Genomic DNA, 16,498 nt, shown 5'->3' with positions numbered 1-16,498 from the left:
TTTCCGGGTTTAGGCGTTCAGGCCGAGGAGCGGCAGGGCCCCGCGGGCAACGACGTACAGGCCGACCAGGATGACGAGGCCGGCGAAGGTGACGGTCAGGGCGCGCTTGCGCCCGGCGAGGCGCTGGCCAAGCCTCGATCCGAGGAGGCCTCCGAGCACGCCCCCCAGGATGAACAGGCCGGCGAGCGGCCAGTCGATCAGGCCGGAGGCGGCGTAGCTCGCCGCGGTCGCCGCCCCGAAGGCGCTGACCGCGACCAGTGAGGTGCCGATGGCCATGGGCAGCGGCATCGACGTCGCCAGCATCAGTCCTGGCACGATCAGGAATCCCCCGCCGATGCCGAAAAAGCCGGAGAACAGGCCGACCGCGAGGCCGATGCCGAGCAGCCAGGGCAGGAGCACCGGGGCGCTGGCCTTGGTCAGGCGCACGTCCGGGTCGCCCTCGCCGCGCCGCTTGCGCAGCATCAGGCCGCCGACCACGAGCATGACGACCCCGAACAGGGCGAGCAGGCTGTTCCCGTCGACCGCTTTGGCGACCGCCGAGCCGACGAGCGCGCCGAGGACCCCGGCGAGCGAGAACGCCGCCGCGCAACGCCACTTCACGTTCCCGGCCCGCCAGTGCGGGACGAGGTTGCCCGCCGCGCTGACCGAGACCGCCAAGGCACTGGTTCCGATGGCCACGTGGGGCGAGGACACGCCGACCACGTAGGTCAGCAGCGGGACCGCGAGGATCGAGCCACCCCCGCCGACGAGGCCGAGGATCACGCCCACGACCCCTCCCGAGCCGGCGGCGAGGCCGGATGTTAGGGGGCCGGGCATCATGCGTCGGCTCCCAGCACGGCCGTCGGCTTCAGGCGGGCCGCCGGCACCAGGCGGAACAGCAGCATGCCTGCGATGATCGCCATCACGAAGGTCACGGCCTCGGCCGGGGCAATCGTCAGGATGGTGAGCGCGGGCCCGGGGCACAGGCCGGCCAGTCCCCAGCCGAGGCCGAAGATCGCGGCCCCGGCGATCAGGCGCGCGTCGAGGTCGCGGCGGGCCGGGACATCGAGCCTGGGCGCGAGAACCGGTCGGCCGCGCCGCCGCGTCAGGTGGTAGCCTGCGGCCGAGACCGCGACGGCGCCCGCCATGACGAGGGCGAGGCTGGGGTCCCAGCGACCGGTCACGTCGAGGAAGGCGAGGACCTTCGCCGGGTCGGCCATGCCCGAGACGAGGAGGCCGAGGCCGAAGAGGAGGCCCACGGCGAAGGCGGAGGCTGTCTTGGCCATGGTTCAGGCTCCGACCAGATGGCGCACGACGAGGACGGTGAGGATGGCGACCGCCATGAAGGTGCCGGTGGCGGCCAGCGAGCGGGGCGAGCCGCGGCCGATGCCGCAGACCCCGTGGCCGCTGGTGCAGCCGGCGCCGAGGCGCGCCCCGAACCCGACCAACAGGCCCGCGAGGATCAGGAGCGGGAACGACGCGCCGATAGTCACCGGCGGAAGGCTGCCCCCCAGGCCGGCGTAGGCGAGAGGCGCCAAGATAAGGCCAGCCACGAAGGCGGCGCGCCAGCCAGTCTCTCGCGAAGGCGGCGCGAGCAGTCCGCCGAGGATGCCGCTGATGCCGGCGATCCTTCCGTTTAGAAGCAGGAACAGAGCCGCGGAGGTACCGATCATGGCACCGCCGACCGTGGCGCTCAGTGGCGTGAAGCCATCCATCGACATCCCTCCGGAGATGCGGCTGAGGTGCGCCTTCGACTTGCGCTCGATCCCCAAGGCGCTTGCCAGGTTGACCTGAGGCCGGACGAATCGCTGCCGGCCGCTTTGAATTAGATAGTTCTAAATTAGACACTTCTAATTTAATTGCAAGAGGGAGGCATTCGATGGTGGCTGGAACTGCGCAGCGGGTTTCGCTTCACACGGGTGCGCGGGACAACCGCCGCATCGCTGCCGAGCTCGATGCGAGCGTTCGCTGGCATGCCGAGCACCCGCAGGCCATCGGCCGTCGGCTGTGCGAGCTCGACGTGGAATGGGACATTGAACGGACGCTGGAGGCCAACGCCGCGACTCTGGCACTCACCGGGACGTTGCTGGGCATGACCACGGACGGCGGTGGCTCGCCTTGCCGCTGGCGGTGACCGCCTTCCTGCTCCAGCACGCCGTCCAGGGCTGGTGCCCGCCGTTGCCGGTGCTCCGACGGCTCGGCTTCCGCACGGCCCGGGAGATCGAGATCGAGCGCAACGCCCTGAAGGCGCTCCGTGGCGATTTCGGCCCCATCGGACCCGGACCGGGCGATCACGACAGCCGGGCCAGCCATGCGCTCATGGCGGCCAGGCTTGAACGATAGACAGGGAGACGGGTTCGTCTCGCCCCGCGCCAGGGGTCGAAACCTTCCGTTTGGTTCCAGCCTTGAGGGTCCGCTCCCGACCCACGCCAGCCGCTCGCAACACGCTTATCGTTTCCCGAAACCAGTCGTTCTTTGGTTGTCCCACAACTTCTGCTAGGGCAAGAATTGGCTATGTTCGGCTGGGCGGGTCGCTATGTTCCCGAACAGCAGGTTGCAGGCTGGCCGCTCTCGCAAGCTTCTTGGATCGGCGGACACGGTACGTCACCGAAGGAGCAGAACACGCAGCAGTCGCCTGCATTCGGACGCAGGAGGGTGCCACAGCCAGTGCACTCGTAGAAGAACTGGCAGGCGTCGGTCGGCATCGTTTCTGTCGCCTGATGGCCGCAGTGTGGACAGGTGAGAGTGGACTGAAGCTGCATCTACTTTACTGCATGGCCCTGAGCACTACGGGCTCAAGGTAGGGTTCCCACACAAGCGCAAGGGTAACCAGCGCCGTCCCGATCCCGAGCGAGGCAGCCGTGCGCCTTGATGGTCCGGTACTTGTACATGGACCAGCCATGTCGCAGGCCGTCGCCCGGCGGCGGAGGAACAGCCCCCAGCCCACGAGGAGGGCCAATGCTGCACCGCCGAGCAGGACCGGCCGGATGCTCGCCAACATCGCCAACCCGCCGAATACGGCCCCCGTTGCGCCGAGACCGGCGAGCGCCACCGGCAGAGCGCAGCAGGACGATGCCGCCAGCGCCCCCAGTCCGGCGACTGCACCCAGCCCGGCTAACCAGCTTCCTGAGGGAGCAGGCAGGCTATCCCGCGGATGTGGGGCAGGCCTCGCAGGAGCCGCTACGGATGGTGTGTCGATCATGGTCATGCCACTCTGCATCCCGTAGCCACTACGGGATCAAGAGAGAAATGGTCACGAGTTCGCGCGGTCTCTCCATCGGGCAAATCGCGGCGGCGGCTGGGGTCAATCTGGAGACGGTCCGCTACTACGAGCGCATCGGGCTCATGCCACCGCCTGCTCGCACTGGGGGGGGCCACCGTGCTTACGATCCGGCCCACGTCCAGCGTTTGGCGTTCATCCGTCACGCTCGCGCGTTGGGCTTCGGGATCGAGGACATCCGCACCTTGCTGACGTTGGCCGAGCCCGGTCACCGTTCCTGTGCCGAGGTTCTGGAGATTGCCAGTGCGCATCTGTCCGAGGTTCGCGCCAAACTTGCCCATCTCGCGCGGCTTGAGCGCATCCTGAGCGATACGATCAACCAGTGCAGCGGCGCGCCGACGCCTGCCTGTCCGGTTCTCGACATGCTCGATGCTCCGGTGTGAGAGAGCATCTCCTTTGAAGATCCGAGGACAATCGGAAGCGGGCGCGGAGTGGGTGTCCCCTTCGATGCTTCTCCGATCAAAAGCGGACCGGCTGGAAACCATCCCGAGCGGACTTGCCGCTATCGACCCAACCTCGCCGTAAGAGCAAGCCAACGTATCTCTCGAAAGCAGCCGTTGCAGTCGATCTCGCCTTGCGAGGGCATGATCTCGGATCTACGCCTTTCAAAACGGTGACACCACCGCATTAGTCCTCTGACTGCTCCTAAGTGTCGGCCGTATGCCGTGATTGAGGACGAGTCGACGGTCACGCTGGCGTGACCATTTTTTCGTCTGTCAGCGGAATAGAAGGGCCCGTTCGACATCCCTCCCGATGCGGTAATGCTCGACCGCGGGAGACTTCACCCATGCGCAATCTGCTGATCCGCGCCGCCTTTGCGGCCATCGCCTTCTCCGCCGTGGCCGCTCAGGCCGCCGCGCCAGCCATGACGGCCCAGACCGCCAAGGGGCCGGCCCTGGTCGATGCCAGGAGCATGACCCTCTACACCTTCGACAAGGACATGGGCGGCAAGTCGATGTGCAACGGCCCGTGCGCCGCCAACTGGCCGGCCCTGATGGCCGCCTCCGGCTCGGCCGTCAGCGGTGACTGGACGATAGTGACGCGGGACGACGGCACGATGCAGGGGGCCTACAAGGGCAAGCCGCTTTACACCTTCGCCAAGGACACCAAGCCGGGTGACATCACCGGCGACGGCTTCCTCAACGGCGCTTGGCACATCGCTAAGCCTTGATCGGTGAATGCCTGGATCGGTCCTCTTTAACCGAGAAACGTCGTTGGACGACATCGCCTACCTCATCGAACCGCAGATCCCGGCTTTGCGGCGCTACGCCGTCGCGCTGTTGCGGGACCGCGAGGCGGCCGACGACCTCGTCCAGGACACGCTGGAACGGGCATTGTCCGCCTGGTCCGGATGTCGCCGCGACGGCGACTTCCGGGCGTGGCTGTTCACGATCGAGCGCAACCTGTTCCTCGGCGCCGTCCGGCGCCGGGGCCGGCGCGGCGTCGATGTCGGCGCGGAATCACTGGAGCAGGTGCCCGATCCGGGTATTGACCCGGAAGCCGCGATGGGAGCTCGCGACGTACTCGCCGGGCTCGACACCCTGCCCGAGGAACAGCGCTCGGTGCTGCTCCTCGTGGCGGTGGAGGATCTGTCTTATGCCGAGGCGGCCCAGGTGCTCGGGGTACCGCTGGGCACGGTGATGTCGCGGTTGAGTCGGGCGCGGACGCGGATGCGAAGTTTTCTGGAAACTGGCCGGACTAGCGTCTTGAGGAGGGTGAAATGAGCGGGGATCCACGCCCGGTCGGCGAGGACGACCTGCACGGCCTGATCGACGGCCGCCTCGAACCGGAGCGGCTGGCGCTGGTCGAGGCATGGCTCAAAGGAAACCCCGCGCGTGCGGCCGAGGTCTCGGCGGATCGCGCCCTGCGCGAGCGCCTGCGTGCTCGCCTCGCGCCGACCGCCGAGGAGGCAATCCCAGCGCGGCTCCGGGTTGCCAACATTCGCCCGCGACATCGGTTGGTCGGCGCGGGCTGGTTCCCCATGGCGGCTGCAGCCGTGCTCTGCCTCACGCTCGGCGGTGCCGGCGGCTGGGTCGGCCATGCCCTGCTCGGCGGGCCCGCGACGGCGATGGTGGCGGAGGCACCGGCGACGCAGGACGCGGTCGCGGCCTTTCGCACCTTCGTGGTCGAAGTGGTGCATCCGGTGGAGGTGCGCGCTGACGAGAAGCCCCACCTCGTGACGTGGCTCTCGAAACGCCTCGGTCATGCGGTCGCGGCCCCCGATCTCGCGGCGCAAGGGTTTCGCCTGATGGGCGGGCGGTTGCTGCCGGCCGGCACCGAATCCGCGGCGATGCTGATGTACGACGACGATCGCGGAACCCGCCTGACGCTCTACAGCCGCGTCGGAAACGGCGATGGGAGGACGCTCTTCCGCTTCGCCCGAGAGGGCGACATCGCTGCCTTCTCCTGGGTCGATGGCGGCATGTCCTACGTCGTCACCGGCCGCACCGACGAGGCCCGGCTGCTCACCGTCGCGCAGGCGGTCGATGCGCACGTCCGCGGCCTCGCGCCGGATCGTCGGCAGCCATGACCCTCGACCAGCTCCGCATTTTCGTGGCCGTGGCGGAGCGGCAGCACGTGACCCGGGCTGCCGAGGCGCTGAACCTCGTCCAATCGGCGGTCAGCACGGCGATCGCCAACATCGAGGGGCGGCACGCGGCCAAGCTGTTTCACCGGGTTGGCCGCGGGATCGAGCTGACCGAGGCGGGGCGTGTGTTCCTCGTCGAGGCCCGCGCCGTGCTCGCCCGCGCCGAGGCCGCCGAACTGGTGCTCGCCGACCTCAGCGGCATGCGGCGTGGGACGCTGGCGCTTTTTGCCAGCCAGACCATCGCCAGCGACTGGCTGCCTCGCCACCTCGTCGCCTTCCGCCGGGCCTACCCTGAGATCGCTATCCGCTTGGCGGTGGGCAACACCACCGACGCCGCCGACGCGGTGCGCGCGGGGCAGGCCGAACTCGGCTTTGTCGAGGGGGCGCTGGACGACCCGACGCTCGCAAGCACGACCATCGCCCAGGACAAACTCGTCCTCGTGGTCGCCCCAAACCATCCCTTCGCCGGGGCGACCGCCCTCGCACCCGAAGACCTCGCCGGGGCCGACTGGGTGCTGCGCGAGGCGGGATCGGGAACCCGCTCCGCCTTCGAGGCTGCGCTCACGGAGGCCGGCCTCGCCCTAGGCCAACTCCGGGTCACGCTCGAACTGCCCTCGAACGAGGCTGTACGCGCCGCCGTCGAGGCCGGGGGCGGGGCCGCCGTCCTGTCCGAGACCGTGGTCGCCGCAGCGCTTCGAACCGGGACCCTGGTGCGGGCGGCGTTCGCCCTGCCGAGCCGGCCGTTCCGGGTGCTGCGCCACAAGGAGCGCTACCGCAGCCGGGCCGCCGACGCGTTGCTCGACCTGATCGCGACGGCGGATGCGGGATGAGCGAGGACGCGAAACCCATGCCCCCCAACGCCCCGCGGGTGAGGCTCGCCGAGGACCGGACCGTGCTGGCGGCCGAGCGCACCTTCGTCGCGTGGCTTCGCACCGGGCTCGCGTTCCTCGGCATCGGCCTTGCCGCGCAGCGCTTCCTGCGGGAAGTGCTGGCGGTCTGGCCGCTGAAGGTGCTGTCGCTGACGCTGATCGCCTGCGCGCTCACCTCGTTCGCCGGCGCCGTGTGGCGGGACCGGGCGATCCGGGCGCGACTCGCCCATTCCGAGATCCCGATGATGCCGCGCCTCCTCACCATCGGGATCGCGGCCCTGCTGATCGCGATCGCGGGCCTCGCGGCCACCGCCCTGCTCTGGGCGTGAGGGTCAAGCGACGGTCACCCGCACCCGGTGCCAGGCGGCGCTGAGGTAGCCCTTGTAGTTCCAGGTATCGTCGGGGGCGGCCGGCTGGGTCTGGCCGGCGGAATCCCAGGCCCGCACTGCGAGCTCGTGCTCGCCCGTCGTCAACTCGCGCTCGATCTCCCAGAACGTCCAGGCGTAGGGCGCGTCGGCATCGCGCTCGATCCGGGCCTGCGCCCAGCTACGGCCGCCATCCGTCGAGACGTCGACGCGGGCGACCGCGCGGTCGCTGGCGATGGCGTAGCCGCGGATCGCGTGCCGGCCGGCCGTCAGGGACGCGCCGCGGGCGGGCTCGCAGATCGCGCTGTTGAGCGGCATCGCCTCGATGGTGATGCCGTGGGCCGGGTCGGCGGTCTCGGCCGTCACGTCGGGCGGAAACAGCTTGTAGTCGTCGGCCTGCATGGGGTTGTCGGAGGGCCGGTCCTGCACCGTGATCCGGGCGAGCCATTTCGGGCTGCGGATGCCGGCAAATCCCGGCACCACCACACGCAACGGATGGCCGTGCTCGGGGGCGAGATGCTCGCCGTTCATCGCGAAGGCAAGCAGCGTCTCGGGGGCCAGCGCCTTGGCGAGCGGGATCGAGGCGCCGAAGCGCGTGTCCGTGTCCGCGATCCGGTCGTGGCTCTCGAAAGCGACGTAGCGCTCTTCATCTGCATCGATGCCGGCCGCGCGCAGCACCTCGGCGAGCCGCACGCCGGTCCATTCCGCGTTGCCGATGGCACCAGGCGCCCACGGGTCGCCGGAGACAGGCGCCACCGCCAGCATGTCGGCCCGTCTGTTGCCGGCGCATTGCATCACCGCCGTGACGGTGGCTTGCGCAAAGCGCGCCTTGAGTTCCGCGAGGGAGAGTTCGAGCGGCATGGCGACCATCCCGTCGACGGTCAGGCGGTAGCCGTCGGCGTCGAGGTCCGGGATGTCGCCGTGGCTGCGGACGTAGAAGTCGGCCTGGTCGGTGAGGAACGCCGCCCGCAGGCGATCGAGCGGCGGCTCGGCGTTGTAGGGCGCCTTTCCGTGGACGATGAGGCGGTCCTTGCGCTGGAACAGGCCGAGCATGGGGTCTTTGTCCTGCGTACGTGGCATGTCGACGACGAGAACGCGCCGGGGGTCGATAAGGCCCCCGGCGCGCGTCGCCTCAGGGCTTCATTGTCGAGACCACCGCATTCTTCGCGCGATCGACCACGGCGACGCTGAGATCGCGGTTGAGGACGTAGGCGTAGGCGTTGTCGGCCGAGAACGCGATCGCCTGGCGCGGCTCGTTCAGGCCGGTCACCGTGGCGACGACCTTGAGGGTGCCGGTGTCGATCACCGAGAGTGAGTTGTCCTTGAGGTTGCCGGAATAGACGAAGCGACCGTCCGGTGTCAGCGCGGCTCCGTAGGGGTCCTTGCCCACCTCCACCTCGGAGGTGACCTTGCGGGCGGCGACATCGACCACACCGATAGTATTGCGGCCGCTGTTGGCGGCAAACAGCGTCTTTCCGTCCTTGGTGATCGAAATGGCGCGCAGCTTGTCGAACCCAGCGATCTCGCCGGTGATCTTGTTGGTGGCGGTATCGACCAACGTGATCTTGTCGCCGAGGAAGTTCGTCACGAACACGGTCTTGCCGTCGGGCGACAGCTTCACGCCCTGGCGCGGTTGCGCGAAGCCTGGGATCACGGCCTCCGCGAGCATGGTCTTGGTGTCGAACACGGTCAGCGTGCTCGCGGCCTCGTTGTTGACGTAGAGCTTGCCCCCGTCGGCCGAGAGCACGGTGCCGAAGGCCCCGGGCCCGGCGGCGAGAACGCCGGCTTCCTTGCCGGTGGCGGTCTCGTAGACCGTGATCCGGCCGGTGCCGCTGTCGGAGACGTAGAAGCGGGCGCCGTCCGGTGCGAACACGATGTTACGGAGCGTGACGAAGCCGTCGAGGCGGCGCAGGACCGTGCCTTTAGCGACGTCGTAGACGACGACGGCGCTCTCCTCGCTGTTCGACACCGCGGCGACGGTCCCGGCAGCGTTCAGCGCCAAGGCGTTGTTCTTGATCGCGCCGTCGAAACCGGCGGCGGACCCGGGCTGGCCCTGGGCGAGAAGCAAGGCAGCTCCGGCGAGGAGGGCGCGGAGGCTGGTGCGGATATGGGTCATGGAGCGGGTCTCTCGGGCATGCGCGCTCGTTCAGCGGCCGGGGCCAGCCATGCGGGCGGGTTCGAAATCGAATTGCGTCGTGCAGGACCGGTCCGGCCATGCATCGCCTCAAGGAGATGCCAGCGAGAGCGGTCTATTCCCCGAGGCCGGCGAAAAAACGCGGCGGCCTCGGGTTTCGGGGGTTCAGGGCGTCGGCTTCAACGCCGTGAGGTAGTCGACGATGGTCTGCACGTCGGCCTGATCGACTGGCGCCTTGTAGACGTGGATCATCTTGTTCACGGTCTCGGTCCACTGCGCCTTCGAGAGCTTGGGCTGGGTCAACACCATCCCGGTCGAGTGGCAGGCGAGGCAGTTGTTGTTGACCGCCTCCGCCCCCGGCCCGTCGGGGAAGATCCGGTCGGAGGTCGGCATCTCGATCGATTGCGAGGTGAAGCGCATCGGCTCGGGAGCCGGGGCGGCGACCGCCACCAGGGGAGACAGTATGAGCGCGACGCTGAGTGCCGCAGAGCGGATCGGGGTCATGGCTGTTCTCCTCAAGCGGCCTGGAAGGACACGGTCTCGATACCGTTCTGCATGAAGCCAGCCCCGTTCCAGACCCGGTCCGTGGGCTGCGCGACGCCGTTGGTATTGGTGCAGCGGACCTTCACCGTGTGGGTGCCGGCGGCCAACGCCGGCAGGCTGCCCTCGAAGCGGCGGAAGCTGTAGGGGCCCTCGTCCGCGCCGAGCTGTGCTGGAAGCCACGTCGCCCCGCCGTCTCCGGAGAACTCGACCGCCTTCACCCCGCAATCGCCGCCGAAGGCGATGCCGCGTACGGCCAACGGCGTTCCGGCCGCGACCTTGGCGCCGTCCTGCAGATTGGTGACGAACGAGCGCGGTACCATCTTGTTGATCGGCACCGTCTTGAAGCCGGTCTGGCCGGGCTTGATGTTGGCGCCCGGGACGTCCGGGATACGATAGGCGGTCTTCATCCAGTACTGGTCGTCGGGCTTGTCCAGCACCTCGATGTCCGACAACATCTTGACCCAGTAGGTCGAGTACCAGCCCGGCACCACGAGGCGGAGCGGGAAGCCGTTGAGAAGCGGCAATTGCTCGCCGTTCATCGCGTAGGCGATCATCACCTCGCCATCGTTGGCGTGGTCGAGATCGAGCGACTTCTTGAAGTCCGGCGCGTCGCCCACGACCGGCTCGTCGAGACCGCTGAAGCGCACCTGTACGGCACCGGCCTTCACGCCGGCCTTTTCGAGCACGTCCTTGAGGCGCACCCCGGTCCAGCGGGCGTTGCCCATCGAGCCGTTCGCCCATTGCGCGCCGGGCACCCGCGGCTCGAACAACCCGCGGGAGTTGCCCGAGCATTGGTTGACCGCGGCGATCTCGAAGCGCGGCAGGCCGGCGATGGCATCGAGGGAGAGCGAGAGCTCCTTTTCGACATGACCGTGGACCTTCAGACGGAAGGTGCCGGCATCGACCTCGGTCGGGATCGAGGCCCAGTGCCAGCGCACGTAGAAGCGGTCGTTGGGAGTGAACACGCCCTCGTCGAACACCGAAAACGGCGTTTCCAGTAGCGGAGGATGGGTGCGCTGCAGGATCATCTCGCCCTTGCCAGGAAAGGCGGTGGTCAACGCCCGCTCGTCCGGGCCGCCCGGCAGAGGAAGCCTCACAGTGCCCTTGGCCCAGGCCGGCAGCGCGGCTCCAAGGCTGCCGAGCCCGAGTCCACCCAACACGAGGCGGCGGTTCGTCGGTCTGTCCAGTCCGTGCATGGTCTCTCCCCCCTTGAAGAATGTCGGCGTCGATGCGTTCGAGGGCACCAAGCCCGCCGCGGTACCTCGCGACCAGGGAGATGCTACGGGATGCGATTTATTCCCACTAACGGTCTTTTGTGATGCGAACGATCTCTCAAAGCGATGATTTGGAAATTTTCGATCTCCGCCCCAGTGGTGCTTGATGCTGTTTCAACGTCGGGCCGCCGGTGCTTCAACTGCCGTGGTCCTGCGATGCCCGAACAGGGCGTGACGTTCGGCGAAACCGCGCAGGGCGACGGTGCCGAGCGGTTCGAGGGAATGCGCGAGGCCGTCGAGGAAGGTGTCGGTGGCGATGAGCGGGGTATCATATGTCTTGCACAGGCGCTCGACACGGGCGAGCACATTCAGATCTCGGCCGATCGCCGTGAAATCGACCCGGTCGCCGCCGCCGATATTGCCGTAGGCGACTTCTCCGACATGAAGTGCGACACCGACCTCGAAGGCGGGTCTATGGCCGTCGCGCAAAGTCGCAAGCGCATCGAGTGCGGCCTCGGCGGCACGCAAGGCGGCACGGCGCGCTTCGGCCTCGTCGCGATCGGCATCGAACACGGCCAGTAGCCCGTCGCCGATATACTTCAGCACCTCGCCGCCTTCTTCCTCGACGGCTGGCACGATGGCGTCGAACATCCGGTTGAGGGCGGCCACGACACGATCGGGGCTTTGCCGGTCGGATAGTTCGCCGAACCCACGCAGGTCGGTCAGCATCATCGCGGCCCGCATGAGGCGTACGTCGCCGCGCCGAACTGTGCCGGCCAGGATTTGCCGCGCCGGGTCGCGCCCGACATAGGCGCTCAGGACCGCGCCGAGCATGTCGTCGAGCGCCTTGATCTCGAACAGCAGCGAGAACGGCTCGATAAGCGCCAGCAACGTGTCGATCTCGATCGGCGTCAACCCGCCCGGTCTCACTGTCGCCCAGGAGGCGGCACCCATGCGTCCACGCGCGGCGCGCAGCGGCGCGATGAGGTAGTCGGTCAGACCCTCGTTGCGAAGCTCGCCAAGCACGGGAAACGGCAGCGGCCCATCTCCGTCGAGACGGCATTGGAATGGGGTCCGCGTCTCGACCACGTGCTCGACGGTGTTGCCGTGAAAGATCGGCGTTGTCTCGATGCCGTGGCGACGGCGCACAGCTAGGCTCGACGCTCCTGGATGCCAGACGCGCATCACCCACCGGAACGACGGATGCAGGGTCGGCGCGTGGGTGGTGGCGCGGGCTAGCGGCAGGCCGAGCCCCGAGAGGCACGCACTGAACCCATCGAGAAGGGCAGCCGCGTCGGCCGTTTCGCGCCCCGGACCCATCAACCATGCCGTCGCCTGCGCGACTGCCTCGGATGAAGATTGGGACGAACGTGCCACGGCAGTACTTCCATCAAGGGGTCGGATCGATGCCATAGCGCGGATCAGACGAGGCCGAGCACATGGATCAGGCCGAGGCTGACGGCGCCGAGGGCAAGGAGCGAGGCGACCACAGCGAGGGTCACCCGCGCCCCGGCCTTGGCGACGCTGCGCACGTCGACCCCGAGGCCGAGCGCCGCCATCGAGACCACGGTCAGCACGTTGGCGGTCTCCGACATCGGCGCGAGGGCGATCTGCGGGATCAGCCCGGCCGAGCGAAGTCCCGCGAGCGCCAGGAAGGCGAGGATGAACCACGGCACCAGGCGCTGGATCGCGAGGCCACCGCGGGCCGGGCGGTCGCCGGCGGTGACGGCAGGCGCGGCCTCGTCGGTCTCCTCGCGCAGCGAGCTCGCACCGAGCGAGAGCATCAGAACGACCGGCCCGAGCATCAGCACCCGGACGAGCTTCACCAGGGTTCCGACCTGGACGCTGAGCGCCGCGACCGGCGCGGTGGCGGCGAGGACCTGCGGCACGGCGTAGACGGTGAGGCCGGCAAGCACGCCGTACTGCATCGGCGACAGGCCGAGCAGCGGCACCAGCAGCGGCAGGCCGAGCACCACCAGCACGCCCAGGACCGCGGTGAAGGCGATGGAGGCGGCGACGTCCTCGCCGTCGGCGCCGATCACCGGGGCGGTGGCGGCGATCGCCGAGTTGCCGCAGATCGAGTTGCCGCAGGCGACGAGGATTGCCATTCGCGAATGCAGCCCGAGCGCCCGGCCGATGCCGTAGCTCGACAGGATCGCGACCACGACGACGCCCGCGATGCCGAAGAGCAGGCCCGGGCCGGCGGCGAGGATCGTCGCGAGGCTGAGCGACGCGCCGAGCAGTACGACCGCGATCTCCAGCACGGTCTTGGCCCCGAAGGCGATGCCGGGAAAGAAACGCTGCGACGGGGTCCAGGCGGTGCGGATCGCGCTCCCGAGTAGGATCGCCAGCACCAGGGCTTCGAGCCAAGCGCGACCGAACAAATGCGTCTCGACGGCCTCGAAGCCGACCGCTGCGGCGGTTACCGCCACGCAGAGGCTCAGTCCCGGAAGGATAGCTCTCGTGCCGGCCAGAGCACGCATCGATCGAGGGTGGGAGACAAGTCTGGGGGCGGACATGGATGGCTCCGATGTGATGCCGGAGAGTCCCATTGCCCTTTCATTCAATCCAACGGAATGATTAGATGCTTATCATCAATGAAATAGATGAATGAGGCTCCTTTCGCGGCCCGCGGAGATCCATTTTGGGGGCCGACAGGCGCATTCAGCCGTCGATGCAGCGGGCCTTGATCGTCATGTCCGCGGCAAACTCATAGATCCTGACGGAGCCCGTCGCGAGTTCGAGGTGCTCGACCTCCGCCGGGCTGAGGTCTTCGAGCGCCATAACGAGGGCCCGTAGGCAATTACCATGGGCGACGACGAGCACGTCCCTGCCCATGATCGCGGGTAGGATGGATCGGAGGTAGCATGGCACGATGCGGGCGACGGTATCGCGCAGGATCTCACCGTTCGGCGGCGTCTCGGCGTAGGAGCAGCGCCAGGTCTTGATCCGCTCCGCCCCCCAGCGCGCATCGGCGGTGGTCTTGTCGGTCGTCTTAGTCCCGCTCGTCGAGCGCGGCGAAGCGTTGGGGATTAAGCCGGGTTGCCCGAGCGCATCGATGATAAGCCAGCCGCTCACGACGGCCCGCGTCAGCGTCGAGGTGAAGGCATCGGAAAAGCGCCAGCTGCGCTTGGCCAAACGCCGTCTGGCTGCCTCGGCTTCCATCAGGCCCTCCTCGGTCAAGGGCGAGTCCAGCAATTCCGTGAATAGACCGAATTGGTTGGCTACGCTCTGGCCATGCCGGACCAGTACGAGACGTCGCGTGATTGGGGCTTTGCGATCGTGAATCCCGCTGTCCCCGAGACAAAGCGCTTCCGCGCCGGTCGCATCGCCTCTGATGAAGTCGGCATCCGGCTTTAACGAACTTCGACCCTGAGATGGGTTGGACCGTCCATCCGGAGACGGCGGTTCATCCTAGGTCCGCTTTAGAACGTTTTGCGACTGAAAGCAGCCAAGCTGCTTCCCAGCGAGGCTGTGTGAGAACGTGTTTCTGCGTGCCGGTTCGGAGCGGTGATGGCGCGCGCTGTGCCGCGTGCTGTCACGCCCGGAGGGCGCTTAGAAGTGGTCCGGTGCCGAGGATCGCCATCACCCGCTTCAGATTGTAGGCCAGGACCTGCAGGCTCATCTCGGTCGCCACGTTCCGCAACCGCCGCATCCGGAAGTGGGTCGCTCCCATCCAGCCCTTGAGCGTCCTGAACACGTGCTCGACCGTCTGGCGGCGCGTACGCATCGCGTGGGGATCCTTGTCGAGCCGGCGCTGCACGGCTTCCAGCACCGCCTCGTGCTCCCACCGCGTCACCCGCCGCTCCTCGGCCGGCGTGCAATGCGCCTTGATCGCGCAGCCCTGACAGGCCGTCGTCCAGTAGCGGCGTAGCGTCAGTCCACCCTCCACGTTGGTGTAGCGATAGGAAAGCCGCTCGCCGGCTGGACACCGGTAGGCATCCGCCTCCGGCTCGTAGACGAAGTCCTGCTTGCCGAAGCGCCCCTCCGCCTTGGCGCCCGAGGTCAGCGGCCTGGGCAGCGTCACCGAGATGCCGACCTGCTCACAGGCCAGGATCTCCTCGCCCGAGAAGTAGCCGCGGTCCGCCAGCACGCTGAGCGCTCCATGCCCGGTTGCTGCCTGCCCCTGGCGGCTCATGTGCGCCAGCTGGGTGCGGTCGTGCCCGATGTTTGTCACCTCGTGCGCGACGATCAGATGATGCTCGGTGTCGACGACCGCCTGAACGTTGTAGCCAACCATCCCTGTGCCCTTGCCGCTCGTGGCCATCGCCCGCGCGTCCGGATCGGCCAGCGAGATCTGCCGATCAGGCGCAGCTTCGACGAGCCTCTCCATCGCCTGCAGTTCGCGCATTCGCGTCCGCAAAGCATCCAGACGCTCCGCGATGCGCACCTTGCGTGCGCATGCGACCTCGTCCTCCTGGCGGTCGGCGGTGTCGAGGGCGGCGAGATAGCGCGCGATGCTCGCTTCGACCTGCTCGATGCGGCGCCGGACCGCCGCCGGGGTGAAGTTGCGATCGCGCGTGTTCACCGCTTTGAAGCGGCTGCCGTCGAGAGCCACGACACCGCCGGCCAGGAGGCCGAGTTGGCGGCACAGGATCACGAACTGGCGGCAGGCAGCCTGTATCGCTGGGCCGTTGTCGCGTCGGAAGCCGGCGATGGTCTTGAAGTCGGGGGCGAGCCGGCCGGTCAGCCACATCACCTCGACGTTGCGGCCGGCCTCACGCTCCAGGCGGCGGCTGGAGGCGACTTGATTGAGGTAGCCGTAGAGGTAGAGCTTCAGCAGTGTCGCGGGATGATAGCCGGGCCTGCCCGTCGCGGCCGGCATCACACCAGCAAAACCAAGGCCCGCAAGATCGAGTTCATCCACGAACGCATCGACGACGCGAACAGAATTGTCCTCAGACACGTAATCGTCCAGGCGATGCGGCAGAAGTGCGATCTGGTGACGATCCGAACCACGCACGAACCGCGTCATACAAGCCTCCACCGTCACGCGGAGACTATCAGAACCGCAGCGTTTTCACACAGCCTCCACCCTGAGCGGGCCCCGCGCACAGGTTCCAAGCATCAGTTTTTTGACCGTTACGGATGGATGTAGGCGAACCCTATGCCCTGCAGGCGTGCCAGTTCGGCGACGCCGCTTGGCACGAGGTCGTCCTCGCCGACGCCGTACAGGGTGGTGCGGTCGATCTTTCGCTCGCGCAGTGTGTTGGCGCAGACCAGGAACCGGACGCCCATTCCCTTGAGGGCGTCGACGCGGCCGGCGAGTTCCTTGTCGTTCGCGGCCGACTGGAAGAGGCCGATCCCGTCGCCGAGGCTTACCACGCGGATCTCGACATGCGCCTTGCCCACGGCCTCGACGTGGTTGCGCAGGTTGGCCAGCAGGCGCTTGAAGTAGGCTGCTCCGTCCGGGCCGCCTCCGCCGTTATGGTAGACCACCTTCTGGTCCGCGTAGTAGCCGGCCGGCGCCTCCGAGCCGGCACGGACCGTCCCGATGCCCATCATCGCGAGGACGACCGCAAGCATC

General features: G+C 68.0%; 20 protein-coding genes and 1 pseudogene. 7 read left to right on the top strand and 14 right to left on the bottom strand.

The window, feature by feature from the left end; translation table 11 throughout:
- Positions 1 to 9 precede the first annotated feature (9 nt).
- Genes AAHG09_RS09260 through AAHG09_RS09250 form a run of 3 tightly spaced genes read right to left on the bottom strand, consistent with a single transcriptional unit; the run spans position 10 to position 1,694 of the window.
- Entirely contained in the window at positions 10 to 819 is an 810-nt protein-coding gene (locus AAHG09_RS09260) for a sulfite exporter TauE/SafE family protein (RefSeq protein ID WP_010682465.1), read from the bottom strand.
- A complete protein-coding gene (locus AAHG09_RS09255; protein ID WP_010682466.1) occupies positions 816 to 1,265 on the bottom strand; it encodes a DUF6691 family protein in 450 nt (149 codons plus the stop codon). Before AAHG09_RS09255 ends, AAHG09_RS09260 begins: the two co-directional genes overlap by 4 nt.
- Positions 1,266 to 1,268: 3 nt before the next feature.
- Positions 1,269 to 1,694: a YeeE/YedE family protein gene (locus tag AAHG09_RS09250; RefSeq protein ID WP_010682467.1), complete on the bottom strand. Its 426-nt coding sequence runs from the start codon at positions 1,692 to 1,694 to the stop codon at positions 1,269 to 1,271.
- A gap of 164 nt (positions 1,695 to 1,858) precedes the next feature.
- Between AAHG09_RS09250 and AAHG09_RS09245 the strand changes: the two are divergent.
- A pseudogene (locus AAHG09_RS09245) lies at positions 1,859 to 2,322 on the top strand (hypothetical protein).
- 191 nt (positions 2,323 to 2,513) lie between these two features.
- Here the strand turns inward: AAHG09_RS09245 and AAHG09_RS09240 are convergent.
- Both AAHG09_RS09240 and AAHG09_RS31910 read right to left on the bottom strand, forming a co-directional pair.
- Complete coding sequence (locus AAHG09_RS09240) at positions 2,514 to 2,741, bottom strand: GDCCVxC domain-containing (seleno)protein (RefSeq protein ID WP_083920177.1); 228 nt, start codon at positions 2,739 to 2,741, stop codon at positions 2,514 to 2,516.
- Between the two features lie 5 nt (positions 2,742 to 2,746).
- Positions 2,747 to 3,181, bottom strand: coding sequence for a mercuric transporter MerT family protein (locus AAHG09_RS31910; protein WP_083920195.1), 435 nt, complete (start codon positions 3,179 to 3,181; stop codon positions 2,747 to 2,749).
- A 47-nt stretch (positions 3,182 to 3,228) separates the two neighbouring features.
- On the opposite strand from AAHG09_RS31910, the gene AAHG09_RS09235 reads away from it, so the two are divergent.
- The 6 genes from AAHG09_RS09235 to AAHG09_RS09210 all read left to right on the top strand — a co-directional run bounded on the left by AAHG09_RS09235 (position 3,229) and on the right by AAHG09_RS09210 (position 7,044).
- Positions 3,229 to 3,642, top strand: coding sequence for a MerR family transcriptional regulator (locus AAHG09_RS09235; RefSeq protein WP_024827705.1), 414 nt, complete (start codon positions 3,229 to 3,231; stop codon positions 3,640 to 3,642).
- A 404-nt stretch (positions 3,643 to 4,046) separates the two neighbouring features.
- Complete coding sequence (locus AAHG09_RS09230) at positions 4,047 to 4,430, top strand: COG4315 family predicted lipoprotein (RefSeq protein ID WP_010682471.1); 384 nt, start codon at positions 4,047 to 4,049, stop codon at positions 4,428 to 4,430.
- A 43-nt stretch (positions 4,431 to 4,473) separates the two neighbouring features.
- On the top strand, positions 4,474 to 4,983 hold the full coding sequence (locus AAHG09_RS09225; RefSeq protein ID WP_010682472.1) for an RNA polymerase sigma factor: 510 nt from the start codon (positions 4,474 to 4,476) through the stop codon (positions 4,981 to 4,983).
- Complete coding sequence (locus tag AAHG09_RS09220) at positions 4,980 to 5,789, top strand: anti-sigma factor family protein (RefSeq protein ID WP_010682473.1); 810 nt, start codon at positions 4,980 to 4,982, stop codon at positions 5,787 to 5,789. The genes AAHG09_RS09225 and AAHG09_RS09220 overlap by 4 nt, the downstream gene beginning before the upstream one ends.
- Positions 5,786 to 6,676 (top strand): LysR family transcriptional regulator, encoded by an 891-nt coding sequence (locus AAHG09_RS09215; RefSeq protein ID WP_010682474.1) that lies wholly within the window; start codon positions 5,786 to 5,788, stop codon positions 6,674 to 6,676. Before AAHG09_RS09220 ends, AAHG09_RS09215 begins: the two co-directional genes overlap by 4 nt.
- Entirely contained in the window at positions 6,673 to 7,044 is a 372-nt protein-coding gene (locus AAHG09_RS09210) for a YidH family protein (protein ID WP_039892289.1), read from the top strand. The genes AAHG09_RS09215 and AAHG09_RS09210 overlap by 4 nt, the downstream gene beginning before the upstream one ends.
- Before the next feature lie 3 nt (positions 7,045 to 7,047).
- On the opposite strand, the gene AAHG09_RS09205 is transcribed toward AAHG09_RS09210, so the two are convergent.
- From AAHG09_RS09205 to AAHG09_RS09165, 9 genes are all read right to left on the bottom strand, one after another.
- Positions 7,048 to 8,133 (bottom strand): molybdopterin-dependent oxidoreductase, encoded by a 1,086-nt coding sequence (locus AAHG09_RS09205; protein WP_010682476.1) that lies wholly within the window; start codon positions 8,131 to 8,133, stop codon positions 7,048 to 7,050.
- 79 nt (positions 8,134 to 8,212) lie between these two features.
- Positions 8,213 to 9,196 carry a beta-propeller fold lactonase family protein gene (locus tag AAHG09_RS09200; RefSeq protein ID WP_010682477.1) on the bottom strand — a complete coding sequence of 328 codons (984 nt, stop codon included), beginning with the start codon at positions 9,194 to 9,196 and terminating at the stop codon, positions 8,213 to 8,215.
- A 183-nt stretch (positions 9,197 to 9,379) separates the two neighbouring features.
- On the bottom strand, positions 9,380 to 9,718 hold the full coding sequence (locus AAHG09_RS09195) for a c-type cytochrome (RefSeq protein WP_010682478.1): 339 nt from the start codon (positions 9,716 to 9,718) through the stop codon (positions 9,380 to 9,382).
- An 11-nt stretch (positions 9,719 to 9,729) separates the two neighbouring features.
- Positions 9,730 to 10,953, bottom strand: a complete 1,224-nt coding sequence (locus AAHG09_RS09190; protein ID WP_010682479.1) for a molybdopterin-dependent oxidoreductase — start codon at positions 10,951 to 10,953, stop codon at positions 9,730 to 9,732.
- Between the two features lie 192 nt (positions 10,954 to 11,145).
- Positions 11,146 to 12,348 carry an adenylate/guanylate cyclase domain-containing protein gene (locus tag AAHG09_RS09185; protein WP_244625664.1) on the bottom strand — a complete coding sequence of 401 codons (1,203 nt, stop codon included), beginning with the start codon at positions 12,346 to 12,348 and terminating at the stop codon, positions 11,146 to 11,148.
- 44 nt (positions 12,349 to 12,392) lie between these two features.
- Positions 12,393 to 13,454: a YeiH family protein gene (locus tag AAHG09_RS09180; RefSeq protein ID WP_010682481.1), complete on the bottom strand. Its 1,062-nt coding sequence runs from the start codon at positions 13,452 to 13,454 to the stop codon at positions 12,393 to 12,395.
- Positions 13,455 to 13,635: 181 nt separating this feature from the next.
- Positions 13,636 to 14,220 (bottom strand): histidine phosphatase family protein, encoded by a 585-nt coding sequence (locus AAHG09_RS09175; RefSeq protein WP_085988006.1) that lies wholly within the window; start codon positions 14,218 to 14,220, stop codon positions 13,636 to 13,638.
- 289 nt (positions 14,221 to 14,509) lie between these two features.
- Positions 14,510 to 15,946, bottom strand: a complete 1,437-nt coding sequence (locus AAHG09_RS09170; protein ID WP_010682483.1) for an IS1182 family transposase — start codon at positions 15,944 to 15,946, stop codon at positions 14,510 to 14,512.
- Between the two features lie 107 nt (positions 15,947 to 16,053).
- Positions 16,054 to 16,497, bottom strand: coding sequence for a DsrE family protein (locus AAHG09_RS09165; protein ID WP_010682484.1), 444 nt, complete (start codon positions 16,495 to 16,497; stop codon positions 16,054 to 16,056).
- Position 16,498 lies beyond the last annotated feature (1 nt).

It is taken from the genome of Methylobacterium guangdongense (assembly GCF_038442355.1).
Lineage (GTDB): Bacteria > Pseudomonadota > Alphaproteobacteria > Rhizobiales > Beijerinckiaceae > Methylobacterium > Methylobacterium guangdongense.
This window is presented reverse-complemented; position numbering and strand designations above follow the sequence as displayed.